This is a genomic window from Mixta intestinalis, from assembly GCF_009914055.1.
In the GTDB taxonomy this organism is placed as follows: Bacteria; Pseudomonadota; Gammaproteobacteria; order Enterobacterales; family Enterobacteriaceae; genus Mixta; species Mixta intestinalis.
The window spans coordinates 1,274,155-1,295,999 of record NZ_CP028271.1 but is presented as its reverse complement, the minus strand read 5'-3'; the positions used below and the strand labels follow the sequence as shown (position 1 = coordinate 1,295,999).

Sequence of the window (21,845 nt, the reverse complement as noted above, 5' to 3'; positions counted from 1 at the left end):
GGTATCTTTGTAGAATGCTTTATATGTATGTTGTAACTAATTAAACACCTGAAGGAGCCGATATGCCTCGCTATGATTTGGTTGAAGATTTGCGCCAGTGCGCCAGCCAGCTTGAACAGGCTCTCGCCACGCTCCAGCAACAGCTTACCGCCCTGCCGCTGCTGGTTGGCCGCGTATTTTCGCTGCCGCCGGTGGCAAAAGGCACGGAACACGATCCGGTAACGCAGATTAGCGTCACCCAGCACCTCGGCAATGAAGCGCGCGAACTAGCATTGCAGCACTACTGTCGGCTGTTTATCCAGCATCAGTCGGAAAATATCAGTACCAAGGCGGCGGTTCGCTTACCGGGTGCGCTCTGTTTTGAGGCAAATGAACAGCAGCATACCCTGCTCCACCAGCAGGTAGAGCATATTAATCAGCTGAAGGCCGGGCTGGAACGCATTATCACTGTCGATTCAGGGCTGCCCAGCGAAGCACGTTTTGATTTTGTACATACCCACCTGCGCGGCCTGCTGACGCTAAACGCCTACCGCGCCATTACCCTGCTGGATGCGCCCGACAGCGTGCGCTTCGGCTGGGCGAATAAACACATTATAAAAAACGTAACGCCGCAGGAGATCGTCGCAAAGCTGGAGAAAAGCCTGAAGGCGGGACGCGCACAGGCCCCCTGGACACGCGAGCAATGGGCAGAGAAAGTGCAGCTGGAACTGGAGGCGGTACGCGCATTGCCACGGGGCGCCAGGCTAAAAATTAAACGCCCGGTTAAAGTGCAGCCTATTGCCCGTATCTGGAATAAAGAACAGCAAAAACAGACACAGCTGGCCTGCCCTTCGCCTTTACTGGTGCTTTGTCCTGACCGTCAGCGGGTACCAGAGTTTGGAGAGCTGCTGAATTATGATGCGGAGAACATTACCTGGCGCTATAAGCCGGAAGCCGAATCACTCTGGCTGCTGATCCCACGGCTGCATCTCTATTGCAACAGGCCGGTAGAAGCTGTCTAAGTACGTATAACGCTGCGGAAAAGCGCGTTGAGCTGAATCAAAACGGGGCCTTTACGGCCCCATCGCTTCTCTTACTGCTTCATACTGCCGACCATCTCTTCCGGGCGCACCCAGGCATCAAACTCTTCTTCAGTCAGATAGCCCAGCTTCAGCGCCGAGCCTTTCAGCGTCAGCCCCTCTTTATGTGCTTTCTTGGCAATTTCCGCCGCTTTATCGTAGCCGATATGCGTATTCAGCGCGGTAACCAGCATCAGTGATTCGTTCAGTAGCTGGCTGATACGATCGCGATTCGGTTCAATACCTACGGCGCAGTGGTGATTAAAGCTGTCCATGCCGTCCGCCAGCAGACGGATCGATTGCAGGAAGTTATGGATAATCATCGGACGATAAACGTTCAGCTCGAAGTTACCGGAAGCGCCGCCCATATTGATCGCCACATCATTCCCCATCACCTGACAGCAAAGCATCGTCATGGCTTCACACTGGGTCGGGTTTACTTTACCTGGCATGATGGAACTGCCTGGTTCATTTTCAGGGATAGAAATTTCGCCAATACCACAGCGCGGGCCGGAGGAGAGCCAGCGCACATCGTTAGCGATTTTCATTAACGAGGCCGCCAGGCCTTTCAGCGCGCCGTGAGCATGAACCAGCGCATCGCAGGTTGCCAGCGCTTCGAACTTATTCGGCGCGGTAACAAAAGGTTGATGGGTCAGTTCCGCCAGTTCTTTAGCCACGCGCACCGCATATTCCGGGTGCGTATTCAGGCCGGTCCCTACGGCGGTACCGCCCAGCGCCAGTTCTGCCACGTGCGGTACGCTCTGCTCGATATGCTTTAGATTATGCGTCAGCATCGCCACCCAACCGGAAATTTCCTGGCCAAGCGTCAGCGGCGTGGCATCCTGCAAATGGGTACGTCCGATTTTGACGATATCCTGGAAAGCTTCCGCTTTTTCATTCAGCGTCTGCTTCAGGGTGTTCAGCTGCGGGATCAGCTGCTCACGCAGAGCGATTACCGCGGCCACATGCATCGCCGTCGGGAAAACATCGTTGGAGCTTTGGCTCTTATTCACGTCGTCATTAGGATGCACCAGACGTGACATACCGCGTTCGCCGCCGAGGATCTCACTGGCACGATTAGCCAGCACCTCGTTCATATTCATATTGGTTTGTGTGCCGGAGCCGGTCTGCCAGATGGCCAGCGGGAATTCATCGGCATGTTTCTCTGCCAGCACTTCATCAGCGGCCTGGATAATCGCCTGCGCCCTCTCCTGCGGCAGCAGCCCCAGATCGCTGTTCACTTTAGCGGCAGCGCGTTTGGTTAATGCCAGCGCATGAACCAGCGCGGTCGGCATTTTTTCTGTAGAGATGCGAAAGTGTTCCAGCGAGCGCTGCGTCTGCGCGCCCCACAGTTTCTCAGCCGGTACATCAATGGGTCCCATTGAATCTTTTTCAATGCGGTTGGCTGCCATTACTACTCTCCTTTAACACAAACGTATGATTTAAAAAGCTCCGACCGGTACGAATCCGCTACCGCGAGCGCAGGCTACAGTATGACATACAATAATTTAACATTATGCGAGCCAGTCGTCCTTATTGGCGTTGTATTACGGTTTAGCAAGATGTTTCTGACTTAATAAAACTATGCAATCACCCGCCATGCAGGAGAGACTATGTTTACATCTCGCTGTGGCAGAACTTATGGCAAATAAAAAATTTACTTCTCGTTCTGTCGGCAGACCGCTGACCACGACGCAACCGCAGGATGATACGCTTGATTTTCCGGTGTCGGTCAGCGATGTTACCTTCCCGATTCACCCGCTGAGCCAGCGTAGCGCCGCTATTCTGTTCGGTATGACGGGTCAGGTCTTATTGCTCCACGGCCTGTGGCATCTGGCATAAAAAGCAGGCGAATCCTGTTTCGTGGCCACCAGCGAATCGCCGATAACGGTACAGAGACAAGGTCGTATTGCCTGCATCTGTAATCAGCCGGGCTGACGGCTTAAGCAGTGAATGCTATGATTATTCAAGAAATTAATATCAGGCATTGATGCCGATAAAAGGACGAGTCGATGAAAAAGACAAAAATCGCAGTTGGCGTAGTAGTGGCTTTGGGCGTGATCTGGACAGGCGCCGCATGGCTGACCGGCAAGCAGTTCGAAAGCCATATGGATGAACTGGTACAAAAAGCCAACGTGCATCTGGCACAGGAAATGCCTGAAAGCCGTCTGAAGGTGAGTTATCAAAATTACCAGCGTGGATGGTTTACCAGCCATACCCAGCTGGTCGTTCAGGCCAATTCACAGACGGAAGATAACGCGCTGCTGAAACCCGGCCAGAGCGTGATTATTAACGAAACCATCGATCATGGCCCCTTCCCGCTTGGCCAGCTGAAGAAATTTAATCTCATTCCCAGCATGGCGTCAGTACACAGCGAGCTGGAAAATACGCCGGTGCTGAAAAAACTGTTTGAACTGAGTAAAGGTAAATCATTCATCGAAGCCGATACGCGTATTGGTTACAGCGGCGCGACGGCCTCCGCGATTCGCCTGTTGCCGCTCGATTATCAAAATGCCGAAAGCGGCGAGCGCTATGCCTGGAACGGCGGCACCCTGAATATTGATGTTGACAGCAAAGGCGACCGTATCGATGTCGACAGCGATATTGATAGCGTGGCGCTAACGGTCATCGACCAGGGGCAATTACCGGTGCTGTTTACCTTTAACGGCATTAACCTCAAAGGCAATTCACATCTCAGCCCGCAGGGCGTGCGTCTTGGCGATCAGCTGATGACGGTGAAAAAACTCTCCACCAGCATCAACGGCCAGGAAGCTGTCGTGATGGAAGGATCTGAGATTAAAACCGTGTTTGATGCCAACGGCGATAATATCGCAGGCCAGGTGGATTACCGTATCGCCAGCCTGAAGCTGCAAAATCGTGATTTCGGCTCTGGTCATATGACGATGAAGCTGTCGCAGCTGAATGATAAGGCGCTGAAAAAATTCTCGGAAAACTACAGTAACCAGGTACAGGCATTACTTAACCAGCCCGGCATCAGTGAAGATCCGGAACGTTATCAGGAAGGGCTCAACAAAATCCTGACCGATAACCTGCCGCTGCTGCTGAAAGGCGATCCGGTGGTTACCATAGCGCCGCTGAGCTGGAAAAACGAGAAAGGCGAAAGCACCTTTAACCTGGCGATCCACTTTAAAGATCCGGCGGTAGCGGACGCGGCAACGCAGACAGCCGCCGACGAGCTGAGCAGTATGCTGAAGACCCTCGACGGCAAGCTGGTTATCAATATGCCGATGGCGACAGAAATGATGAAGCAGGTTGCCATCGCAGAAGGCTATAGCGAAGCGGATGCTGAAAAACTGGCCGATCAGCAGGTCAAAGGGCTGGCGGCGATGGGTCAGATGTTCCGCCTGACGCAGCAGCAGGACAATAATATCGTTACCAGCCTGCAATATAACGGCGCTCAGGTGACGATGAACGGCGAGAAGATGCCGCTGGATGGTTTCCTCTCACGCTTTATGCTGGGTACACCGGCTGGCGATCTTCCGGAATAAAGGTTTGTCAATAAGGCGGCAATCTGCTGCTGAAATCAAGGGCGACGCAGGTCGCCCTTTTTTACTTTAACCTGCTACACGCTGACGAATACGCTGTTTCTCCTCTTCGCTCAGGAAAGCGATCGTCAGGCCATTCTCCTGTGCCTGACGCATATGCGCCGCCGTCAACCCCGCCTGCGGTGCCGCTACCTGATACTCATGGGCAAGCTCAATTCCCTGTACCGCCGGATCGTCAGTATTCAGCGTAGCCAGAATACCGTGATCGAGGAATTTTACCAGCGGATGGTGGGAAAGCTGCGCCACGGTGCTGGTCTGGATATTAGACGTCAGACAGGATTCGATGCCGATACCCTGTTCAGCAAGGAAATCCATCAGTGCCGGATCTTCAACCGCTTTGACGCCGTGCCCGATACGTTCCGCACCCAGTTCACGAATCGCCTGCCAGATGCTTTCCGGGCCTGCCGCCTCGCCCGCATGTACCGTTACGCGAAAACCGGCATCGCGCGCGCGGTTAAAGTGGCTGAGGAACTCACTGCCGGGAAAGCCCAGCTCATCGCCAGCCAGATCGACTGCGGTAATACCGTCGCGGTGTGCCAGCAAACCGTCCAGTTCATTCAGGCAGGCTTCTTCGCCAAAGGTGCGGCTCATAATGCCGATCAGGCGCACATCGATATGATGTTGCTGACAGCCTGCGCGCACGCCATCAATCACCGCCTCCACCACACCTGCGATTGGCAGCTTATGATTCATTGCCATGTAGCCCGGAGAGAAACGCAGCTCGGCGTAATGAATACCGGCACGCGCCGCATCCTCCACATTTTCCAGCGCCACGCGACGACAGGCTTCCAGCGATCCAAGCACCTTTACGCCCCAGTCGAGCTTCTGCAAAAAGCTCACCAGATCCGGTTGATTTTCTACCACCTGCACATGCGGGCGTAGTGCTTCCAGATCGCTGGCGGGCAGCGCGATATTAAATTCACGGCCCAGGTCAAGAATGGTGGAGGCGCGGATATTGCCGTCAAGGTGGCGATGAATGTCGGTAAGCGGAAGGCGGGAGTCAATCATGAAGCACTCTCTTGCGATGTTAAGTAAAGTGCAGAGTAGTATAAAAATAAGTTGCGCAACTATGCCAGACAATTGCGCAAGATGTTAAACCGAACGCTGGTTAATTGTTCGCTCTACGGCGGATATGGTTAAAAAGAGTATAAATCTACGCTTCACCGGCGCGGCGCGGCAGCTGCCAGGTCTCCTGCGCTACCAGCGCGTCGTGCGCATCCTGACTGCGGCGACGAAAATCACTGGGGCTGACGCCGACACGCTTGCGAAACACACGGGAAAAATAGAGCTGATCGTCATAGCCCACCTCTCGCCCGATAGAGGCAATCGGTTCCTGGGTAGTTTGCAGCAGCAGCCTGGCGCGAATAACGCGCTGATCCTCACGCCAGCGCAGCAGATTCACCCCCATCTGCTCACGAAACAGATGCGCCAGACGCGACGGTGACAGGCAAACGTGCTTCGCCACCGCATCAATCTTCAGCTCACCGGCCAGGTTGTTGGTCACATACTGGCAGGCTTCAATAATACGCGGATCGCGGATCTGCTGGTGCGAGCGCGGATCTTCTTCCACCGCCCGCAGCAGCAGCCGCTCCAGCAGGTTCATCGCCAGTTCTTCAGCAAAGCGTCGCCCGGAGTTGTGCGTCTGCTCAATATTGGCAAACAGGCGATCAAACTCGCCGCGCAGCGATTCCGGCAGGCGTAAACGCCCGACGCCCTGGGTTTCATCCTGCCAGCGCAGCCAGTCATGCCAGTAGGCGCGTGGACGAAAGTAGATCCAGCGGTGATACCAGTTGTCGCTGTCCGGCGCACGTCCATAAAAATGGGGCGTTTTCGGCTGAAACAACAGCATATCCCCCGGCTCGCAGTCAAACGCCGCATCGCCGTCAAATACCCTTCCCCGCCCTTTAATCGTCAGGTTAATAATGTAACCTTTCATGCCGTGTGGACGATCGATTGAAAAATCGAGCGCGCGCCGCCTGCACTGATTGGCGTCAGCCCGGCCACCAGCCAGGCGTTAAAGGGATAACCCGGCAGCAGAGGGTTAGGCTGTGACTCTATCGGTTGACGATGATACATAATAAACCTCCGAAGCATCAGGCAACGCGGGCAGCCTCTGCCGCCCGCAACCATCAGGCAGCTTTATGACTCTGTTTATAGCGGTCAAAAATCACCGCCGCCAGCAGAATCAGACCGCGCACCACATATTGAGAAAAAGGTGAGATGTTAAGCAGGTTCATCGCGTTCTCAACGGTGCCCAGGATTAGCACGCCGGCAACCACATACGAAATTTTGCCGATGCCGCCCTTCAGCGAAACGCCGCCCAGCACGCACGCCGAGATGACGATCAGCTCATAGCCCAGCGAGGTCATCGGCTGACCGCTGGTCATACGCGAGGCAAGAATAATGCCTGCCGCAGCGGATACCAGGCCGGAAAGGATAAAGATAATAATTCGGGTACGTACCACCGGCACGCCCGCCAGCCGCGCCGCTTCCTCATTACCGCCGATAGCCAGCGTATTACGTCCGAAGGTGGTTTTATTCAGCAGGAAGCCAAAAATAATCATGGTGCCGATAGTCAGCCAGATCGGTGCCGGCAGACCAAACCAGGTTGCATAACCCAGTTCAAAGAAGCGCTCATCTTCAATGCCTACTGCTTTCCCATCCGAGAAAATATAGGCGAGGCCGCGCACGATCTGCATCGTCGCCAGGGTGGTAATCAGCGCGTTGATCTTCAGTTTGGCGATCACGAAGCCGTTAACAAAGCCGCAGAGCACGCCCAACAGCAGCCCGGCACCGATGCCAAGCCACAGGCTTTCGCTCATATTGATCACCACCGCAGTGGTCACGCCCGCACAGGCGATAACTGAGGCGACGGAGAGATCGAAATCCCCGGAGGCGAGGCAGAACAGCATGCCGCACGCCACCATGCCGGACATCGACATCGCCAGCCCCAGCCCTTTCATATTGATAAAGCTGCCAAAATTAGGAATAAACAGCACGCAGGCGAGAAACAGCACCGCGAAAACCACCAGCATGCCGAAGTTATCCCAGATACGCCCGAAACGGAAACCAGAGCGCGTTACCGGCGGCGTGTTTGAAGTCGTGGATGAAGACATAGCGTTACTCCTGCATCAGGCCACGGCGGCCGTCTGTTGCGTGTTTTTCGGCATGGCAAGGCTCAGCGTCAGCTGCTCCGTCGCCTCGTCATGTAACAGTTCTCCGGCAATCTCACCTTCGCGCATGACCAGAATCCGATCGGCCAGCCCCATCACCTCCGGCAGATCGCTGGAAGCGAACAGCACGGCGATTCCCTGACGTGCCAGCGCGTAGATCAGGCTGTAGATTTCATGCTTAGCGCCGACATCAATACCGCGTGTCGGCTCATCAAGCAGAATGACTTTCATCTCTTCCGACAGCCAGCGCCCCAGAATCGCCTTCTGCTGGTTGCCGCCGGAGAGGTTCATAATCAGCTGATCGGCGCTGGGCGTTTTGATATTCAGCGAACGGATATGCTTATCGGCGTTGCTCGCCTCCCAGCGATGATCGATCAGACAGCCCGCCGAGAGGTTATTACGACGGGCAGAGATATTGATATTATCGCGTACCGAGTGCACCGGAATAATGCCGTCCGCCTTGCGATCCTCCGGACAGAGTAAGATCCCGGCGCGGATCGCGTGCGCAGGCTCGTTAATGGTCAGCGCCTGGCCATCCAGCAGCACCCGGCCCGCCTTCAGGCGCGTGGCACCAAACAGCCCTTTCATCAGCTCGCTGCGTCCGGCACCCACCAGCCCAAACAGACCGACGATTTCTCCGGCGCGCACGCTGAGCGAAACCGGCATTCTTACGCCCTGCGCATGGACACCTTCCAGCTGCAAACGCACCGGGCCATGTTCGCGCGGCGCATAGCCATAGACATCACCGAGGTCACGTCCCACCATCGCCTGCACCAGCATGTCATGGCTGGTATTCGGCACATCATCGAAGGTGCGCACATAGCGGCCATCTTTAAAGACGGTAATCGCATCGCTCAGCGCAAAGATTTCCTCCATGCGGTGCGAGACATACAGCACCACACGCCCTTCCGCCCGTAGCTGGCGGATCACACGAAACAGCTGTTCGATTTCACGCGCCGACAGCGAACTGGTTGGCTCGTCAAAGGCAATAATTTTGGCGTTGCGCGCCAGCGCCTTGGCAATTTCCACCATCTGCCACTGGCCCAGCGAGAGATATTTCAGCGGCGTATCGGGATCGATATCCATCCCCAGGTTTTTAAGCTGTAGCCCCGCCTCGTAGCGCAGCAGCTTACGGTTGACCAGGCCGCCGCGCTGCGGCAGCTGCCCCAGATAGATGTTCTCCGCCACGCTCATTTCCGGCACCAGATGTAACTCCTGGTAAATAATCGCCACGCCCGCATTCAGCGCATCGGTGGTATGGCTGAAGCTGACCGTACGCCCCTGAATCTGAATAGCGCCGCCGCTCGGCTGATAGCTGCCGCTGAGAATTTTCAGCAGCGTCGATTTACCCGCACCGTTCTCACCCATCAGCGCATGCACTTCGCCTGCACGACAGTGAAAGCTGATATCCTGTAGTGCCTTCACGCCGGGAAAGGATTTACTGATGCCATGAAACGACAGAAAAGCTGAATCAGTGTTCATGGTGTCTCCGTTGTGTTGAATAAACGCCGACCGTCCGGCGCGTAGAGAAACGGACGGCCCTTACCGCCCGCACCGGTTACATCAATCCTTTCTTCGCCAGCTCCGCTTTAAAGTTGTCGCGCGTAATCAGCACCACATCGGTCACTTCGGTAAATTTTGCCGGTTCTTCGCCTTTGGTTGTCCAGTTGTAAAGCATCTGAATACTTTTGTAGCCGTGTACGTCCGGACTGGGCAACAGCGAGCCATAGAAGCCGGTCGGCTGCCCTTTGGAAAGTTCGCTGATGGCATCCACGCCGTTAATACCGATACCGATCACATCCGGCGCTTTAAATCCCTGCCCTTCGGTGGCGCGTACGCCGCCCAGCACGGTGTTATCGTTCATGCCGACAATCAGCCAGTGTTTCACTTCAGGATGCTGCACCAGCAGCGAGTTGGCGGCATCAAAGGCGCCGGGAATATCATTGGATTTGGTGGGCACCTGATAGATCTGTTTTTCCGGGAAACCGGCGGCCTTCAGCGCCGCCATAGAACCACCGGTGCGGCGGCGGGCGGTATCCAGTTCGTTGGCGGTGATCGCCATCACCGCTGAGGTTTTCACATCCCAGCCGCGTTTCTGCATCTCTTTATACAGTTCCTGCCCCTGACGCTCACCGATCTTGGTCGCAGCCATCATCACCAGCGGCACACTCTCCATCGGCTTACCTTTGGCAGTAACAAACTGATCGTCTACCGCAATCACCTTCAGATCGTAGCTACGCGCCTTCGCCATAATGGCCGAACCGAGCTTGGGATCGGGCGTACAGATCACAAAGCCTTTTGCACCGCTGGCCGCCAGGCTGTCGATGGCGTTTAGCGTTTTTTCGCCGTCCGGCACCGCGATCTTGATCACCTCGAAGCCCAAATCTTTCCCCGCTTTATCGGCAAACTTCCATTCGGTCTGGAACCAGGGTTCTTCCGGCTGCTTAACCAGAAAACCCAGTTTCATGGTATCGGCGATAGCGGAATGTGACATAGCGGCAGCAAGACCTATGGCGGCTAACGCTTTAGTGAATTTGTGCATGATCCTCTCCGGTGCAGTAGTTTTTTTCGTCTCGTGTAACAAAACGGTGTAAGCGATACCAATCGGTTAAAAAACGCGTCAAAAACGAAAAATCAGTGAATTAGCGCGCGGATTGTTCGATAGCTGAACAAACGCTGGGCTAGTTTTAGCGGGAAACGCAGCAGGAAATGTAGAGCGGTATCACAACACAAAACTACAGCAATAAAATCCATACATTTAGCAACTTTAACCGTCTATTAACTTTTGATCCCCCTCACAGTTCCTCCGACCACGGCAGAAAAGTACATATTTGCAGCCAGCCAGGGCTAACTAAAAAACGGCGCGCTTTTTAGTCTCAGAAGCTGCAATTGTTCATTAACAGGAGAGCCCGAATGCGTGCTGGTGCCATAACGATTGGTCTGGACTTTGGCAGCGATTCGGTTCGCGCCCTGGCGGTAGACTGCCAAAGCGGTGAGGAACTACAAAAAGAGGTGGCACCCTATACGCGCTGGCTGGCGGGCCGCTATTCGGTGCCGCAGGCAAGCCAGTTTCGACATCATCCACAGGATTATATTGACGCGCTGGAAAACGCCATTCGCGGCGTGGTTTCACGCCTGAGCGCAGCAGAGCGTGCAGCGGTGGTCGGTATCGGCGTTGATTCTACCGGCTCCACGCCGGCCCCCATCGACCGTGACGGCCAGGTGCTGGCGCTGCGCCCGGAGTTTGCCGATAACCCGAATGCGATGTTTGTATTATGGAAAGACCACACCGCCATTGAAGAGGCGGAAGAGATTAACCGGCTCTGCCACAGCGGGCGTTTTACCGACTATTCGCGCTTTATCGGCGGCGTTTACTCCTCCGAATGGTTCTGGGCGAAAATTCTGCATATCTCTCGTAGCGATGCGTCGGTACGCGCCGCCGCAGTTTCCTGGATCGAACTGTGCGACTGGGTGCCCGCTCTGCTGAGTGGTACTACCGCGCCCGCCGCCATTCGTCGTGGGCGCTGCGCCGCCGGGCATAAATCACTGTGGCATCCACAGTGGGGCGGCCTGCCGCAGGCGGATTTTCTTAATGCGCTCGATCCGCTGTTAACCGAACAGCTTGATGTGCCGTTGTTTACCGATACCTTCACCGCCGATCGCCCGGTTGGCACCCTGACAGCGGAATGGGCGCAACGCCTGGGACTCTCTACGGCAGTAACGCTTTCCGGCGGCGCCTTTGACTGCCATATGGGAGCCGTGGGTGCCGGCGCACAGCCCTGGACGCTGGTTAAAGTGATTGGTACTTCCACCTGCGACATCCTGATCGCCGATGCGGAACGCGTTGGTGACCGGGCGATTGAAGGTATTTGCGGCCAGGTAGACGGCAGCGTGACGCCGGGCGTTATCGGGCTTGAGGCGGGCCAGTCTGCCTTTGGCGATATGTACGCCTGGTTCAGTCGCCTGCTGAGCTGGCCGCTGCAACAGCTGGCGCAACAGCAGCCTGCGCTGAAACCTCAGCTTGATATTTTTACCCAGGATCTGCTGCGTCAGCTTACTGACGCCTGGGTGGCTAATCCGCAGCTCGATCATCTGCCGGTCGTGCTCGACTGGTTTAACGGACGCCGTACGCCCTTCGCCAACCAGCGGCTGAAAGGCGTGATTACCGATCTCAACCTCGGTACCGATGCGCCCGCACTGTTCGGCGGCTTTATTGCCGCCACCGCCTTCGGCGCGCGCGCCATTATGGAATGTTTTGAACAACAGCAGATCCCGGTAGAGAGCATTCTGACGCTCGGCGGCATTGCCCGTAAATCGCCGGCAATTATGCAGGTCTGCTGCGATGTTATGAATCGCCCGCTGGATATTGTCGCCTCTGACGAGTGCTGTGCGCTGGGCGCAGCGATTTTTGCCGCCGTTGCCGCGGGCGTTTATCCCGATGTTCCCGCCGCGCAGCACAAAATGGCCAGCCCGATTGAACGCACGCTCCAGCCCGATGCTGCGCGCGTGGCGCGCTATCAGCAGCTTTACCAACGTTATCAACAGTGGTGTGCGACCGCCGAACCTCATTACGCCGCACGTCCTTCTTCCGCCAGTTAAGGAGTTTTTATGCAACAGTTTGATTCGCTGAACGTGTGGTTTGTGATCGGCACCCAGCATCTGTACGGCCCGGAAACGCTGCGTCAGGTGGCAGACCATGCGCAGCAGGTCGTGGATGGCCTGAATCACGACGCCAGACTGCCGGTGAAATTGCAGCTTAAGCCACTGGTAAAAAGCCCGGACGAGGCGCTGGCGCTCTGCCGTGACGCCAACCATGACGCCAGCTGCATCGGTATCATCACCTGGCTGCACACCTTCTCCCCGGCAAAGATGTGGATCGGCGGCCTCTCGGTACTGAATAAGCCGCTGCTACAGTTCCATACCCAGTTCAACGCGGAAATTCCGTGGGACAGCATGGATATGGATTTTATGAACCTGAACCAGACGGCGCACGGCGGGCGCGAGTTCGGCTTTATCGGCGCGCGTATGGGGCTGGCGCACAGCGTCATTACCGGACACTGGCAGGACAGGCAAAGCCACCAGCGCCTCGGTAAATGGATGCGCGCCGCTGCCGCCCGCCACGCCAGCCAGCAGCTAAAGGTGGCGCGTTTCGGTGACAATATGCGCGAAGTGGCAGTGACCGAAGGCGACAAGGTTGCGGCACAGATTCAGTTTGGCTATGCGGTGAACGGCTGGGGCGTCGGCGATCTGGTTGAGGTGATTAATCAGGTCAGCGATGGTGACGTTAGCGCGCTGGTCGATGAGTACGAAAGCCAGTACCGCTTCAGCGCGGTCGCTGCGGTTAACGGCGAGAAACGCCAGAACGTGCTGGATGCCGCCCGTATCGAGCTGGGCATGAAACGTTTCCTTGATGATGAAGGCTGTCAGGCCTTTACCACCAACTTCCAGACGCTGCATGGTATGAAACAGCTACCGGGACTGGCGGTGCAGCGCCTGATGGCGCAGGGCTACGGCTTTGCCGGTGAGGGTGACTGGAAAACCGCCGCGCTGCTGCATATTTTTAAAATTATGGCGGGCGATCGCCCCGGCGGTACTTCATTTATGGAGGATTACACCTATCACTTCTCGCCAGGTAACGAGCTGGTGCTGGGCTCACATATGCTGGAAGTCTGTCCTTCTATTGCTAAAGAAGAAAAGCCGCTGCTGGATGTGCAGTTCCTCGGTATCGGCGGCAAAGCCGATCCGGCGCGCCTGATTTTCTCCACGCCGGCAGGCCCGGCGGTGAACGCCAGCGTGATCGATATGGGCGACCGCTTCCGCCTGCTGGTAAACGTGGTAGATGCCATCGAGCAGCCGCAGCCGTTGCCAAAGCTGCCGGTGGCGCGCGCCCTGTGGAAAGCACAGCCGACGCTGGCAACCGCATCCGAAGCCTGGATCCTCGGCGGCGGCGCGCACCATACCGTTTTCAGTCAGGCGCTGGACGTGGATGATATGCGCCTGTATGGCGAGATGCACGGCATTGAAGTAATGGTAATCGATAACGATACTACGCTGCCCGCCTTTAAGGATGCGCTGCGCTGGAACGAGGTTTATTACCGCATTAATCGTTAACTGAAATGGTTACGCTCAGGTAAAAATAAGGGCGCATCGCAGCGCCCTTTTTCATTTTATTTTTTCAGGGATTAATACACCGGTTCCCAGGCATCGGATAAACGAACAAAAGTTTCATAGTCAAAGTCTTCCGAACCCTTACCCCAGCTTTTTTCAGCCATAGTCCGCAGCGCTAATTTTGCATTATTATAAATATCATTTTCATTGATGTTTTCAGCCTGATCGCACCAAATGCAGTACATCGCACCTTTTATCTGTTGCAGGCTGTCAACCTTCTGCTGGGCCTCGTAATCAGCGCTGTCACCGGCAAACACCATCGGCGTCCATTGGTTATATATCGCTTCCGGTTCAGGCTCTTTTACCTGTGGCGTATAATAAAGATAATTCTGGTTAGCGTTAATCAGATTATAGCCCGCAGAAATTAACTGCGTCACCGGGGCATAAAGACCATCAAAGGCTGGAATAATAGAAGAAGACCAGTAACAAATTACCGTGCTGGTATCCGGCTGGATAGTTCCGCCTTCCCTGAACACTTCATCATTCCATATTCTTGCTTCCATACCGCTGGCAACCACCTGCGCGGCACGATCATTAAGATAAGTTACGACTTCATCATGAGTGGCCTGGTGCAACAGGGGTAAGGAGGAAAAATATTCATCTCCACCAACGTGAAAAGCCGGGCAGCCGTCAAAACTGCTGATCCATTCATCAATAATATCGCTGATAACCTGAACACCAACCGGATTGGTGACTTTTAAATTAACGTCATAACTTGCAAATTTATAAGAAATATCCTGGTATTTTACCGGATCGGCTTTTTTTAACGTATTGATAATATTACCCATATGTCCAGGGCTGTCAAAATCGGGGATAATGGCAATACATCGGTCGCTGGCATACCGGATCAGCTCCGCGACATCATCTTTGGATAATACCTTTTGGGTTTCGAAATTAACGCCATATTTTTCCTCATCAACCGAGGTTTCCATTCTGAAGCCCTGATTATCTGACAGGTGTAACTGCAGGGCATTCATTTTTATCGCAGCAAGCTGGTCTACCATTTTTTTTATCCACGGCAGCGTAAAATATTTCCTTGCGACATCCAGCATCAACCCTCGCTCTTTGATCTGCGAATAATCGTGAATTTCACCATAGTTCACCGCATCACCACGCTGAGCAAACTGTAATAATGTTCTGGTGGCATAGAACACACCCTGAACCGTGGGCGCCTCAACAGAAATACCCTGCTCGTTGACGACAATAGTATACTCATCATAAAGCGCCTCGCTGACTTCTCCTGCTACCGTAAACTGAATATATCGCTCCGTTTCTGCGGGCAGCGTCTCAACCAGGGTTAACTGCACGCCGGTAGCAACAAAAAACTCATCAATGAACAGGTTTAATTTATTCACAAGCTCAGGGAACTCTTGCACAGAGGCAGAATAAATACCCAGCAGCTGCTTAAATTCAAAGTTACTGCTTTCATCTTGCGCATAAGATTTCAATGACGGGATAATCACGTTTCTCATATCTTCGTTTTTCATTTCTGACTCCTTAATTTTATTTTCAATAATCCTGTACAGATTACAGAAATCAGCATACCGCGCTGCCTTTAATTTTCCAGAATAATTCCTGGTCAGAAGGGATTAAAGATTATTATTAACTTATCCAGCCATAAAAATATGACAGCAATAATAGGATGATAAGATAGAAATCCGTATCGGGTAATATTAAAAATGAAACCGAAGCCGCCCTTTATTTTCTGCCGGGCCTTGCGAGCAGAAGAGTTAATGTTGACGGTGTTGATACAACCTATAGTATGTTGTAACTAAAAATAATAAAAAAACGCTCCGCGCGGTTTTCCCTGCTAAACGTTCGTCGTCCAGCAGCGGTTTCCGGCGGAGCGTCGGCGCTACTGCGGCGTTATCCGCTTTACCGGCGCATTCTGCTGGCGATCCCACATCACCGTTAGCAGCCGTTGCAGCGAGATAAAAGCGAACAGCAGGATGCCGATAGCGATCTTTGTCCACCAGGAGCTAAGCGTGCCGTCAAAGTTAATCCAGGTCTGGATCAGCCCCTGAATCAGCACGCCGAACAGCGTACCGAGCACCGTTCCCACGCCGCCGGAAAGCAGCGTGCCGCCAATCACCACCGAGGCAATAGCATCCAGCTCCACGCCCAGCCCTGCCAGCGCGTAACCCGCCGAGGTATATAAAGAGAAAACAATGCCCGCCAGCGTTGCCAGAAAGGTAGAGAGCATATAAATCTTCACCGTGGTGGCACGCGTTGAGACGCCCATCAGCTGCGCCGAATGGCTGTTGCCGCCAATGGCATACACCTGGTTACCAAAGCGGGTGCGATGCGCCAGCAGGATACCCAGCCCTACCACCACCAGCATAATCAACGCCATCAGGCTGAGCCGCCCACCACCCGGCATCTTCCACGCCATTCCGGAAAGTGTACCGTAAAGGGGATGATCAACAGGTATCGAGCTTTCCGCAATCAGATAGCTACAGCCGCGCAGGAAGAACATACCCGCCAGAGTAATAATAAAGGCCGGGATTTTCAGCGCATCGATCAGCCAACCCATCAGCGCGCCGAAGATAGCGCCCGCCAGCAGGATAATGGCAAACGCCAGCCAGGGAGAAAGATGAAGATCGCCAATCGCTCTGGCCAGAAAGACGCCGGTAAAGGCGATTACCGCGCCGACGGAAAGATCGATACCGCCGGAGAGAATGACAAAGGTCATACCGACAGCGATAATACCGAGAAAGGCGTTATCGGTGAGGATATTGCCGATCACGCGTGTCGAAGCAAAGCCGGGAAACTGCGACAGACAGAAAAGATAGCCCGCCACGAACACCAGCAGCGTAATAGCCAAAGGCAAATGACGTTTAAGCATGGCGGCCTCCCCGCTTCAGCAACTGCAAAAAACGCGGCGACTGCAACAGCAGCACCACCATAACCACCACCGCTTTTACCACCTGGTTCAGCTCCGGCGGGAAGCCCGACAGCAGAATACCGGTATTCATCGCCTGAATAATCAGCGCGCCAAGCAGCGACAGCCAGAGGTTAAAGCGCCCGCCCATCAGCGATGCGCCACCGATCACCACCGCCAGAATGGCGTCCAGCTCCAGCCACAGCCCGGCGTTATTGGCATCGGCACCACGGATATCCGCCGCGACGATCAAGCCAGCTACCGCCGCGCAGAGCCCGCTAATCAGATAGCTTGACATCACCACCAGCCAGCCGTTAACACCGGCGTTGCGGGCAGCACGCAGGTTAATTCCCACCGCCTCGATAAACAGACCCAGCGCGGTTTTACGCGTCAGCAGCCAGACCAGCAGCGCCATCGCTGCGGCAATCCATACCGGCACCGGCAACAACGCCAGGGATCCGCTGCCTGTCCAGCCCAGCGCATCACTGTTAAAAGTGACAATCTGCCCCTGGGTAATCAACTGGGCGATACCGCGCCCCGCCACCATCAGGATCAGCGTGGCGACAAAAGGCTGGATCTTCAGCAGCGCAACCAGAATTCCGTTCCACAATCCGCACAGCAGGCCGCTCGCCAGCGTAATCAGGATAACCATCGGCAGGCTGTGACCAGCCACCGTTAAGGTTGCTGCCGTCGCGCCTGCAATCGCCATGATTGCCCCGACGGAGAGATCGATACCGCCGGTAGCGATAACCAGCGTCATACCGATCGCCAGCAGCGCCACCGGTACGGCGCGGTTAAGAATATCGATCGGGCTGCCAAACAGCCGTCCATCCTGCAAATGCAGCGCAAAAAAGTTATGCGCCACCAGGCTGTCGATTAGCAGCACCAGAATCAGCGCCGCCAGCTGAGGCATTCCAGGCGGCAGTTTACGTCTCTGCATGGGCGGCTTCTCCGGTAAGACCTGACTTTCAGGCATGTTGCGCACTCCCCTGAGCAATGGCGCTAACAATGGCGGCCACCGACAATTCTTCCAGCGGGATCTCCGCTACCTGCTCCCTGTCACGCAGGATTATGACCCGATCGGCATAGCCCACCAGCTCTTCCAGCTCTGAAGAAATCACCAGCAGTGCCAGGCCATCGGCGCAGAGCGACTCAATCAGACGAATGATTTCCGCATGGGCACCAACGTCGATACCGCGCGTTGGCTCATCAAGGATGAGAAACTGTGGGCGAGTAACCAGCCAGCGCGACAGCAATACTTTTTGCTGGTTGCCACCGGAAAGCAGCTCTATCGGCTGCTCGGCATGGGGCGTGCGGATACCGAGCTGGCGAATAAAGCGTTGGGCAATCTCCGTCTGCTCGCGGCGGCTAACAGGACGCAGCCAGCCACGCTGCGCCTGTAGCGCGAGAATAATATTTTCCCGCACCGAAGCGGCACCAATGATACCGTCCGTTTTACGATCTTCCGGACAAAAGCCCATGCCGAGACGGGAAGCCTGCGCCGGTGTGCGGATTGTGTATTTTCTACCGCGCACTTTCGCCGTACCGCTGTCGGCGCGCCGGACACCAAACAGTACCTCCGCCGTTTCGGTGCGCCCGGATCCTAACAGTCCCGCCAGACCCACCGCTTCACCGGGACGTACATGCAGGCTGAATGGCGCAATGGTGCCCTTTTTGCTGTAGTCATTAAATTCCACCACCGGTCGGTCGCTTTTCAGCGTTCTGCCCGCGCGCTGGAGAGCGGTCGCCATCAGTTCGCGCCCCAGCATCAGCTTAATCAGCTCCAGCTGCGGCAGCGTATGCGCCTCGTGGGTGGCGATATATTGCCCGTTGCGCAGGATGGTAATGCGATCGCAAACGCGGTAGACCTGATCGAGAAAGTGGGTAACGAAAATCAGGCTCATGCCTTTAGCGCGCAGCTGTTTCATCAGCGTAAACAGCATCTCAACTTCACTGGCGTCGAGGCTGGCGGTCGGTTCATCCAGAATCAATACCTGCGCGGAGAGATCCACCGCGCGACAGATGGCGATAATCTGCTGCATCGCTACCGAATAGTGACCGAGCGGACGCGTGACATCCAGGACAAAACCGTAGCGATGAAGCAACGCACGCGCCTGCCGCGCCATCGCTTTGCGATCCACCATACCGAAGCGGCGCGGCTCGCGACCGATAAACAGATTATCCGCCACCGACATATTAGGCAGCAGGTTGACTTCCTGATAAACGGTGCCGATACCGGCCTGCTGCGCCTGCGCGGTGTTGCGCGGGTTAATCATCTGACCGTTTAGCCAGATTTCCCCGGCATCACGCGTATAGACGCCGGTTAAAACCTTAATCAGCGTCGATTTGCCCGCACCGTTTTCTCCCAGCAGCGCCATAATTTCACCGCGCTGCAGGCTGAAAGAGACATTATCCAGCGCCTTAACGCCGGGAAAGAATTTACTGACGCCGCGTATATCCAGCAGCCGATCGCTATGCAGGGACATATTATGCCTCGGTGATTAACGGCCATGTCGGAACAGAGAACGTGAAGTCGTCTCTGCCCGACAGGAATCAGACGTTAGCTGGCTCAGTAGCCCATGTTTTTCTTCTTATCAAGCTCGCTTTGCGCATCAGCCGGTAACCAGAGTGTGGTTTTGGTTTTAATCACTTTTGGCGGCACAGTACCGTTTTGCTTAAATTTCTCCAGCGCATCAAATGCCGGGCCAGCCATATTTGGCGTCAGCTCAACGTTAGCATTCGCCTCACCCGCCAGCATCGCTTTATAGATATCGGGCACACCATCAATAGAGCCAGTCAAAATATCTTTGCCTGGTTTTAATCCTGCTTCTTTAATCGCCTGAATAGCACCGATAGCCATATCATCATTGTGGGCATAAACCATGCAGATATTTTTTCCGTTATTCTCCGCTTTAATAAAGCTCTCCATGACCTCTTTCCCTTTACTACGAGTAAAGTCGCCCGACTGCGAGCGGATCACTTTGATATTGGGAGCATGCGCAATCGCCTCGGCAAATCCTTTTTTACGGTCGATAGCCACGCTGGCTCCCACCGTCCCCTGTAGTTCCACCACATTACAGGGCTTGCCATTCATCTGTTTTACCAGCCAGTCACCGATTAAACGCCCTTCCAGCACGTTATCTGCGGTAATGACCGACATATAAAGCGAGTTATCTTTGACCACAATAGCGCGATCGAGCAGGAATACCGGAATGCCTGCGTCTTTCGCTTCTTCCAGCACTGGCTCCCAGCCGGTCTGTACCACCGGTGCGATAAAAATGGCGTCAACGCCCTGAGCGATAAATGAGCGTACCGCTTTTATCTGGTTTTCCTGTTTCTGCTGACCATCGGCAATTTTCAGTGTAATACCGCGTTTTGCCGCTTCACTTTTCGCTACGCTGGTTTCCGCCGCACGCCAGCCCGATTCTGAGCCAACCTGCGAAAAGCCAACGGTCATGTCGGCCGCCAGCGCAGGAACGGCGAGCACGGCGCTGACCACCGTGGACAGAAGTAAACGCTTCCACATAATCTTTTTCCTCTGGTGAGAATTTATTATTCAGGTAACAACGCGTTTACAGCCTGGCGGATTCAGCTACGACAGTTTTCGACTTACTTCACAAAATTCAATTAATTAAATGAGTTACCTCTTTTCGGTGGCGCTGCCAGCCGAGGCGGATATGGAAAAAACGCCTGTATCCTTTCTTCATAACTGTTAAATAAGTGTAATAAAGAGAAATGGTTAGCGCCGCGACACATTGGTAGCGATTACAGAGCCGTGTAAACTTTGGTCATGCTGTGCGGTAAAAGGAGGCGACGAACAAATTGCTATTTTGTGATGGCTCGCACACGCCTGTCGTACCGGCATTTTTTACCGATCGTTAAGGAAAGCTTGATCCGCAACAGATAAAAAAACATTCTGTTTACCCGCGTGTGACGGTGATGCTGTCACTTTTGCGTCCACGCTGCTGCGACAGCTATAAAATTCTGACCAGAAAAATCCTGAAAAAAACCTGTTTCTTTTCGGGAAATTTTGCGCGGACGAATAGTGATAACCGGAAGAAAAGTTACAAAATAGAATAACGCTCTATTTTATTAACCGCAGGCGGCGCTATTTTCTGAATTTTATTATTTTTTATCTGACGGGATCTGGACAGATGGCGCGGCCTATCTATACTGGGGCGCTAAATCTTCTTCCTATTACTATGGTTATTATGACAGCGCAAGATTATCTGTTGAAATTTCGTAAAGTAAATACCTCAGAAAGTCTGGAGAAATTATTTGATCATCTCAATTATTCTCTGACTGATGACCAGGAATTAATGAATATGTATCGCGCCGCCGATCATCGCCGCGCCGAGCTGGTTTCCGGCGGCAGGCTGTTTAATTTAGGCGAAGTGCCAAAATCAGTGTGGCGTTACGTGGTCTAATCCTGTCTGTTTCCTTTCCCCGCTTTTTCGTATAATGCAGGATCATCCCTGTCGGTGTGGCTTGCCGGACGGTTTCCCTGCTGCACGCCGCCGTTTTTTGTCGTACAAGGAATCGCTATGCCTTCACCATCTTCCGCGCCACGCCTCGGCGGCTGGCTGCTGTTGCCGCTTGCCTGGCTGATTTTAACCCTGCTGACCAGCGTGCTGGCGGTAACGATGTATATTGGCGCGCTGCTTAATCCTACGTGGCGGGATCTGCTCAGTCAGAGCCAGCCGCTGTTGATGCAGTGGGGATTATCGCTGGCTACCTCGCTGCTGGTAACACTCTACAGCGCCTGGATAGCCTGGATATTCTGCCAGCGCTCACGCCGTCTGCCGCGCCACTATATTATCTGGCTGCTGCTGACGCTGGCGCTGGCGTTGAAAACCTTTGCCTTTTCGCCGGTCGCCGACGGCGCAGCGGTGCGCTCTCTGCTGATATCGCTGCTGGCTGCCGCCGCACTCGCCCCCTATTTCCGCCGTTCGCAGCGGGTTAAGGCCACCTTTATCGCGCCCTGAACGGCGCGAAATTC

17 protein-coding genes and 1 pseudogene are annotated in these 21,845 nt (G+C 54.5%); 7 read left to right on the top strand and 11 right to left on the bottom strand.

The window, feature by feature from the left end; all coding sequences use genetic code 11:
• Positions 1–62: 62 nt before the first annotated feature.
• On the top strand, positions 63–1,001 hold the full coding sequence (tus, locus tag C7M51_RS06125; RefSeq protein ID WP_160620968.1) for a DNA replication terminus site-binding protein: 939 nt from the start codon (positions 63–65) through the stop codon (positions 999–1,001).
• A 71-nt stretch (positions 1,002–1,072) separates the two neighbouring features.
• On the opposite strand, the gene fumC is transcribed toward tus, so the two are convergent.
• On the bottom strand, positions 1,073–2,470 hold the full coding sequence (fumC, locus tag C7M51_RS06120) for a class II fumarate hydratase (protein WP_160620967.1): 1,398 nt from the start codon (positions 2,468–2,470) through the stop codon (positions 1,073–1,075).
• Positions 2,471–2,699: 229 nt separating this feature from the next.
• On the opposite strand from fumC, the gene C7M51_RS06115 reads away from it, so the two are divergent.
• A complete protein-coding gene (locus C7M51_RS06115) occupies positions 2,700–2,900 on the top strand; it encodes a hypothetical protein (RefSeq protein ID WP_160620966.1) in 201 nt (66 codons plus the stop codon).
• 170 nt (positions 2,901–3,070) lie between these two features.
• Positions 3,071–4,567 carry a YdgA family protein gene (locus C7M51_RS06110; RefSeq protein ID WP_160620965.1) on the top strand — a complete coding sequence of 499 codons (1,497 nt, stop codon included), beginning with the start codon at positions 3,071–3,073 and terminating at the stop codon, positions 4,565–4,567.
• A 66-nt stretch (positions 4,568–4,633) separates the two neighbouring features.
• Here the strand turns inward: C7M51_RS06110 and add are convergent, their stop codons facing one another.
• The 5 genes and pseudogenes from add to C7M51_RS06085 form a co-directional block, all read right to left on the bottom strand.
• Complete coding sequence (gene add / locus C7M51_RS06105; RefSeq protein WP_160620964.1) at positions 4,634–5,632, bottom strand: adenosine deaminase; 999 nt, start codon at positions 5,630–5,632, stop codon at positions 4,634–4,636.
• A 145-nt stretch (positions 5,633–5,777) separates the two neighbouring features.
• Positions 5,778–6,700 (bottom strand): annotated as a pseudogene (gene araC, locus C7M51_RS06100) (arabinose operon transcriptional regulator AraC).
• A gap of 53 nt (positions 6,701–6,753) precedes the next feature.
• Positions 6,754–7,740, bottom strand: coding sequence for an L-arabinose ABC transporter permease AraH (araH, locus tag C7M51_RS06095; protein ID WP_160620963.1), 987 nt, complete (start codon positions 7,738–7,740; stop codon positions 6,754–6,756).
• Between the two features lie 15 nt (positions 7,741–7,755).
• Positions 7,756–9,279 carry an L-arabinose ABC transporter ATP-binding protein AraG gene (gene araG, locus C7M51_RS06090; protein ID WP_160620962.1) on the bottom strand — a complete coding sequence of 508 codons (1,524 nt, stop codon included), beginning with the start codon at positions 9,277–9,279 and terminating at the stop codon, positions 7,756–7,758.
• Between the two features lie 76 nt (positions 9,280–9,355).
• Entirely contained in the window at positions 9,356–10,339 is a 984-nt protein-coding gene (locus C7M51_RS06085; RefSeq protein ID WP_160620961.1) for an arabinose ABC transporter substrate-binding protein, read from the bottom strand.
• Positions 10,340–10,710: 371 nt separating this feature from the next.
• Here C7M51_RS06085 and C7M51_RS06080 point away from each other — a divergent pair, with 371 nt between their 5' ends.
• Entirely contained in the window at positions 10,711–12,396 is a 1,686-nt protein-coding gene (locus C7M51_RS06080) for a ribulokinase (protein WP_160620960.1), read from the top strand.
• Positions 12,397–12,405: 9 nt separating this feature from the next.
• The gene (gene araA / locus C7M51_RS06075; protein WP_160620959.1) at positions 12,406–13,908 is read left to right on the top strand and encodes an L-arabinose isomerase; all 1,503 of its coding nucleotides are present in this window, start codon (positions 12,406–12,408) and stop codon (positions 13,906–13,908) included.
• A 71-nt stretch (positions 13,909–13,979) separates the two neighbouring features.
• On the opposite strand, the gene C7M51_RS06070 is transcribed toward araA, so the two are convergent.
• From C7M51_RS06070 to ytfQ, 5 genes are all read right to left on the bottom strand, one after another.
• The gene (locus C7M51_RS06070; RefSeq protein WP_160620958.1) at positions 13,980–15,452 is read right to left on the bottom strand and encodes a beta-N-acetylhexosaminidase; all 1,473 of its coding nucleotides are present in this window, start codon (positions 15,450–15,452) and stop codon (positions 13,980–13,982) included.
• 368 nt (positions 15,453–15,820) lie between these two features.
• Positions 15,821–16,810, bottom strand: coding sequence for a galactofuranose ABC transporter, permease protein YjfF (yjfF, locus tag C7M51_RS06065; protein WP_160620957.1), 990 nt, complete (start codon positions 16,808–16,810; stop codon positions 15,821–15,823).
• Positions 16,803–17,822 carry a galactofuranose ABC transporter, ATP-binding protein YtfT gene (gene ytfT, locus C7M51_RS06060; RefSeq protein WP_160620956.1) on the bottom strand — a complete coding sequence of 340 codons (1,020 nt, stop codon included), beginning with the start codon at positions 17,820–17,822 and terminating at the stop codon, positions 16,803–16,805. The genes yjfF and ytfT overlap by 8 nt, the downstream gene beginning before the upstream one ends.
• Entirely contained in the window at positions 17,815–19,332 is a 1,518-nt protein-coding gene (gene ytfR, locus C7M51_RS06055) for a galactofuranose ABC transporter, ATP-binding protein YtfR (RefSeq protein ID WP_160620955.1), read from the bottom strand. Before ytfR ends, ytfT begins: the two co-directional genes overlap by 8 nt.
• A gap of 83 nt (positions 19,333–19,415) precedes the next feature.
• Entirely contained in the window at positions 19,416–20,372 is a 957-nt protein-coding gene (gene ytfQ / locus C7M51_RS06050; protein WP_160620954.1) for a galactofuranose ABC transporter, galactofuranose-binding protein YtfQ, read from the bottom strand.
• A 685-nt stretch (positions 20,373–21,057) separates the two neighbouring features.
• On the opposite strand from ytfQ, the gene ydgT reads away from it, so the two are divergent.
• Together ydgT and C7M51_RS06040 are read left to right on the top strand one after the other, a co-directional pair.
• Positions 21,058–21,273, top strand: coding sequence for a transcription modulator YdgT (gene ydgT / locus C7M51_RS06045; RefSeq protein ID WP_160623584.1), 216 nt, complete (start codon positions 21,058–21,060; stop codon positions 21,271–21,273).
• 117 nt (positions 21,274–21,390) lie between these two features.
• Positions 21,391–21,831, top strand: coding sequence for a DUF2569 domain-containing protein (locus tag C7M51_RS06040; protein WP_160620953.1), 441 nt, complete (start codon positions 21,391–21,393; stop codon positions 21,829–21,831).
• Positions 21,832–21,845: the final 14 nt, after the last annotated feature.

Excerpts from the sequence above, each read along its gene's own strand:
- tus (WP_160620968.1), top strand. The coding sequence starts at position 63 with ATGCCTCGCTATGATTTGGTTGAAGATTTGCGCCAGTGCGCCAGCCAG.
- fumC (WP_160620967.1), bottom strand. The coding sequence starts at position 2,470 with ATGGCAGCCAACCGCATTGAAAAAGATTCAATGGGACCCATTGATGTA.
- C7M51_RS06115 (WP_160620966.1), top strand. The coding sequence starts at position 2,700 with ATGGCAAATAAAAAATTTACTTCTCGTTCTGTCGGCAGACCGCTGACC.
- C7M51_RS06110 (WP_160620965.1), top strand. The coding sequence starts at position 3,071 with ATGAAAAAGACAAAAATCGCAGTTGGCGTAGTAGTGGCTTTGGGCGTG.
- add (WP_160620964.1), bottom strand. The coding sequence starts at position 5,632 with ATGATTGACTCCCGCCTTCCGCTTACCGACATTCATCGCCACCTTGAC.
- araH (WP_160620963.1), bottom strand. The coding sequence starts at position 7,740 with ATGTCTTCATCCACGACTTCAAACACGCCGCCGGTAACGCGCTCTGGT.
- araG (WP_160620962.1), bottom strand. The coding sequence starts at position 9,279 with ATGAACACTGATTCAGCTTTTCTGTCGTTTCATGGCATCAGTAAATCC.
- C7M51_RS06085 (WP_160620961.1), bottom strand. The coding sequence starts at position 10,339 with ATGCACAAATTCACTAAAGCGTTAGCCGCCATAGGTCTTGCTGCCGCT.
- C7M51_RS06080 (WP_160620960.1), top strand. The coding sequence starts at position 10,711 with ATGCGTGCTGGTGCCATAACGATTGGTCTGGACTTTGGCAGCGATTCG.
- araA (WP_160620959.1), top strand. The coding sequence starts at position 12,406 with ATGCAACAGTTTGATTCGCTGAACGTGTGGTTTGTGATCGGCACCCAG.
- C7M51_RS06070 (WP_160620958.1), bottom strand. The coding sequence starts at position 15,452 with ATGAAAAACGAAGATATGAGAAACGTGATTATCCCGTCATTGAAATCT.
- yjfF (WP_160620957.1), bottom strand. The coding sequence starts at position 16,810 with ATGCTTAAACGTCATTTGCCTTTGGCTATTACGCTGCTGGTGTTCGTG.
- ytfT (WP_160620956.1), bottom strand. The coding sequence starts at position 17,822 with ATGCCTGAAAGTCAGGTCTTACCGGAGAAGCCGCCCATGCAGAGACGT.
- ytfR (WP_160620955.1), bottom strand. The coding sequence starts at position 19,332 with ATGTCCCTGCATAGCGATCGGCTGCTGGATATACGCGGCGTCAGTAAA.
- ytfQ (WP_160620954.1), bottom strand. The coding sequence starts at position 20,372 with ATGTGGAAGCGTTTACTTCTGTCCACGGTGGTCAGCGCCGTGCTCGCC.
- ydgT (WP_160623584.1), top strand. The coding sequence starts at position 21,058 with ATGACAGCGCAAGATTATCTGTTGAAATTTCGTAAAGTAAATACCTCA.
- C7M51_RS06040 (WP_160620953.1), top strand. The coding sequence starts at position 21,391 with ATGCCTTCACCATCTTCCGCGCCACGCCTCGGCGGCTGGCTGCTGTTG.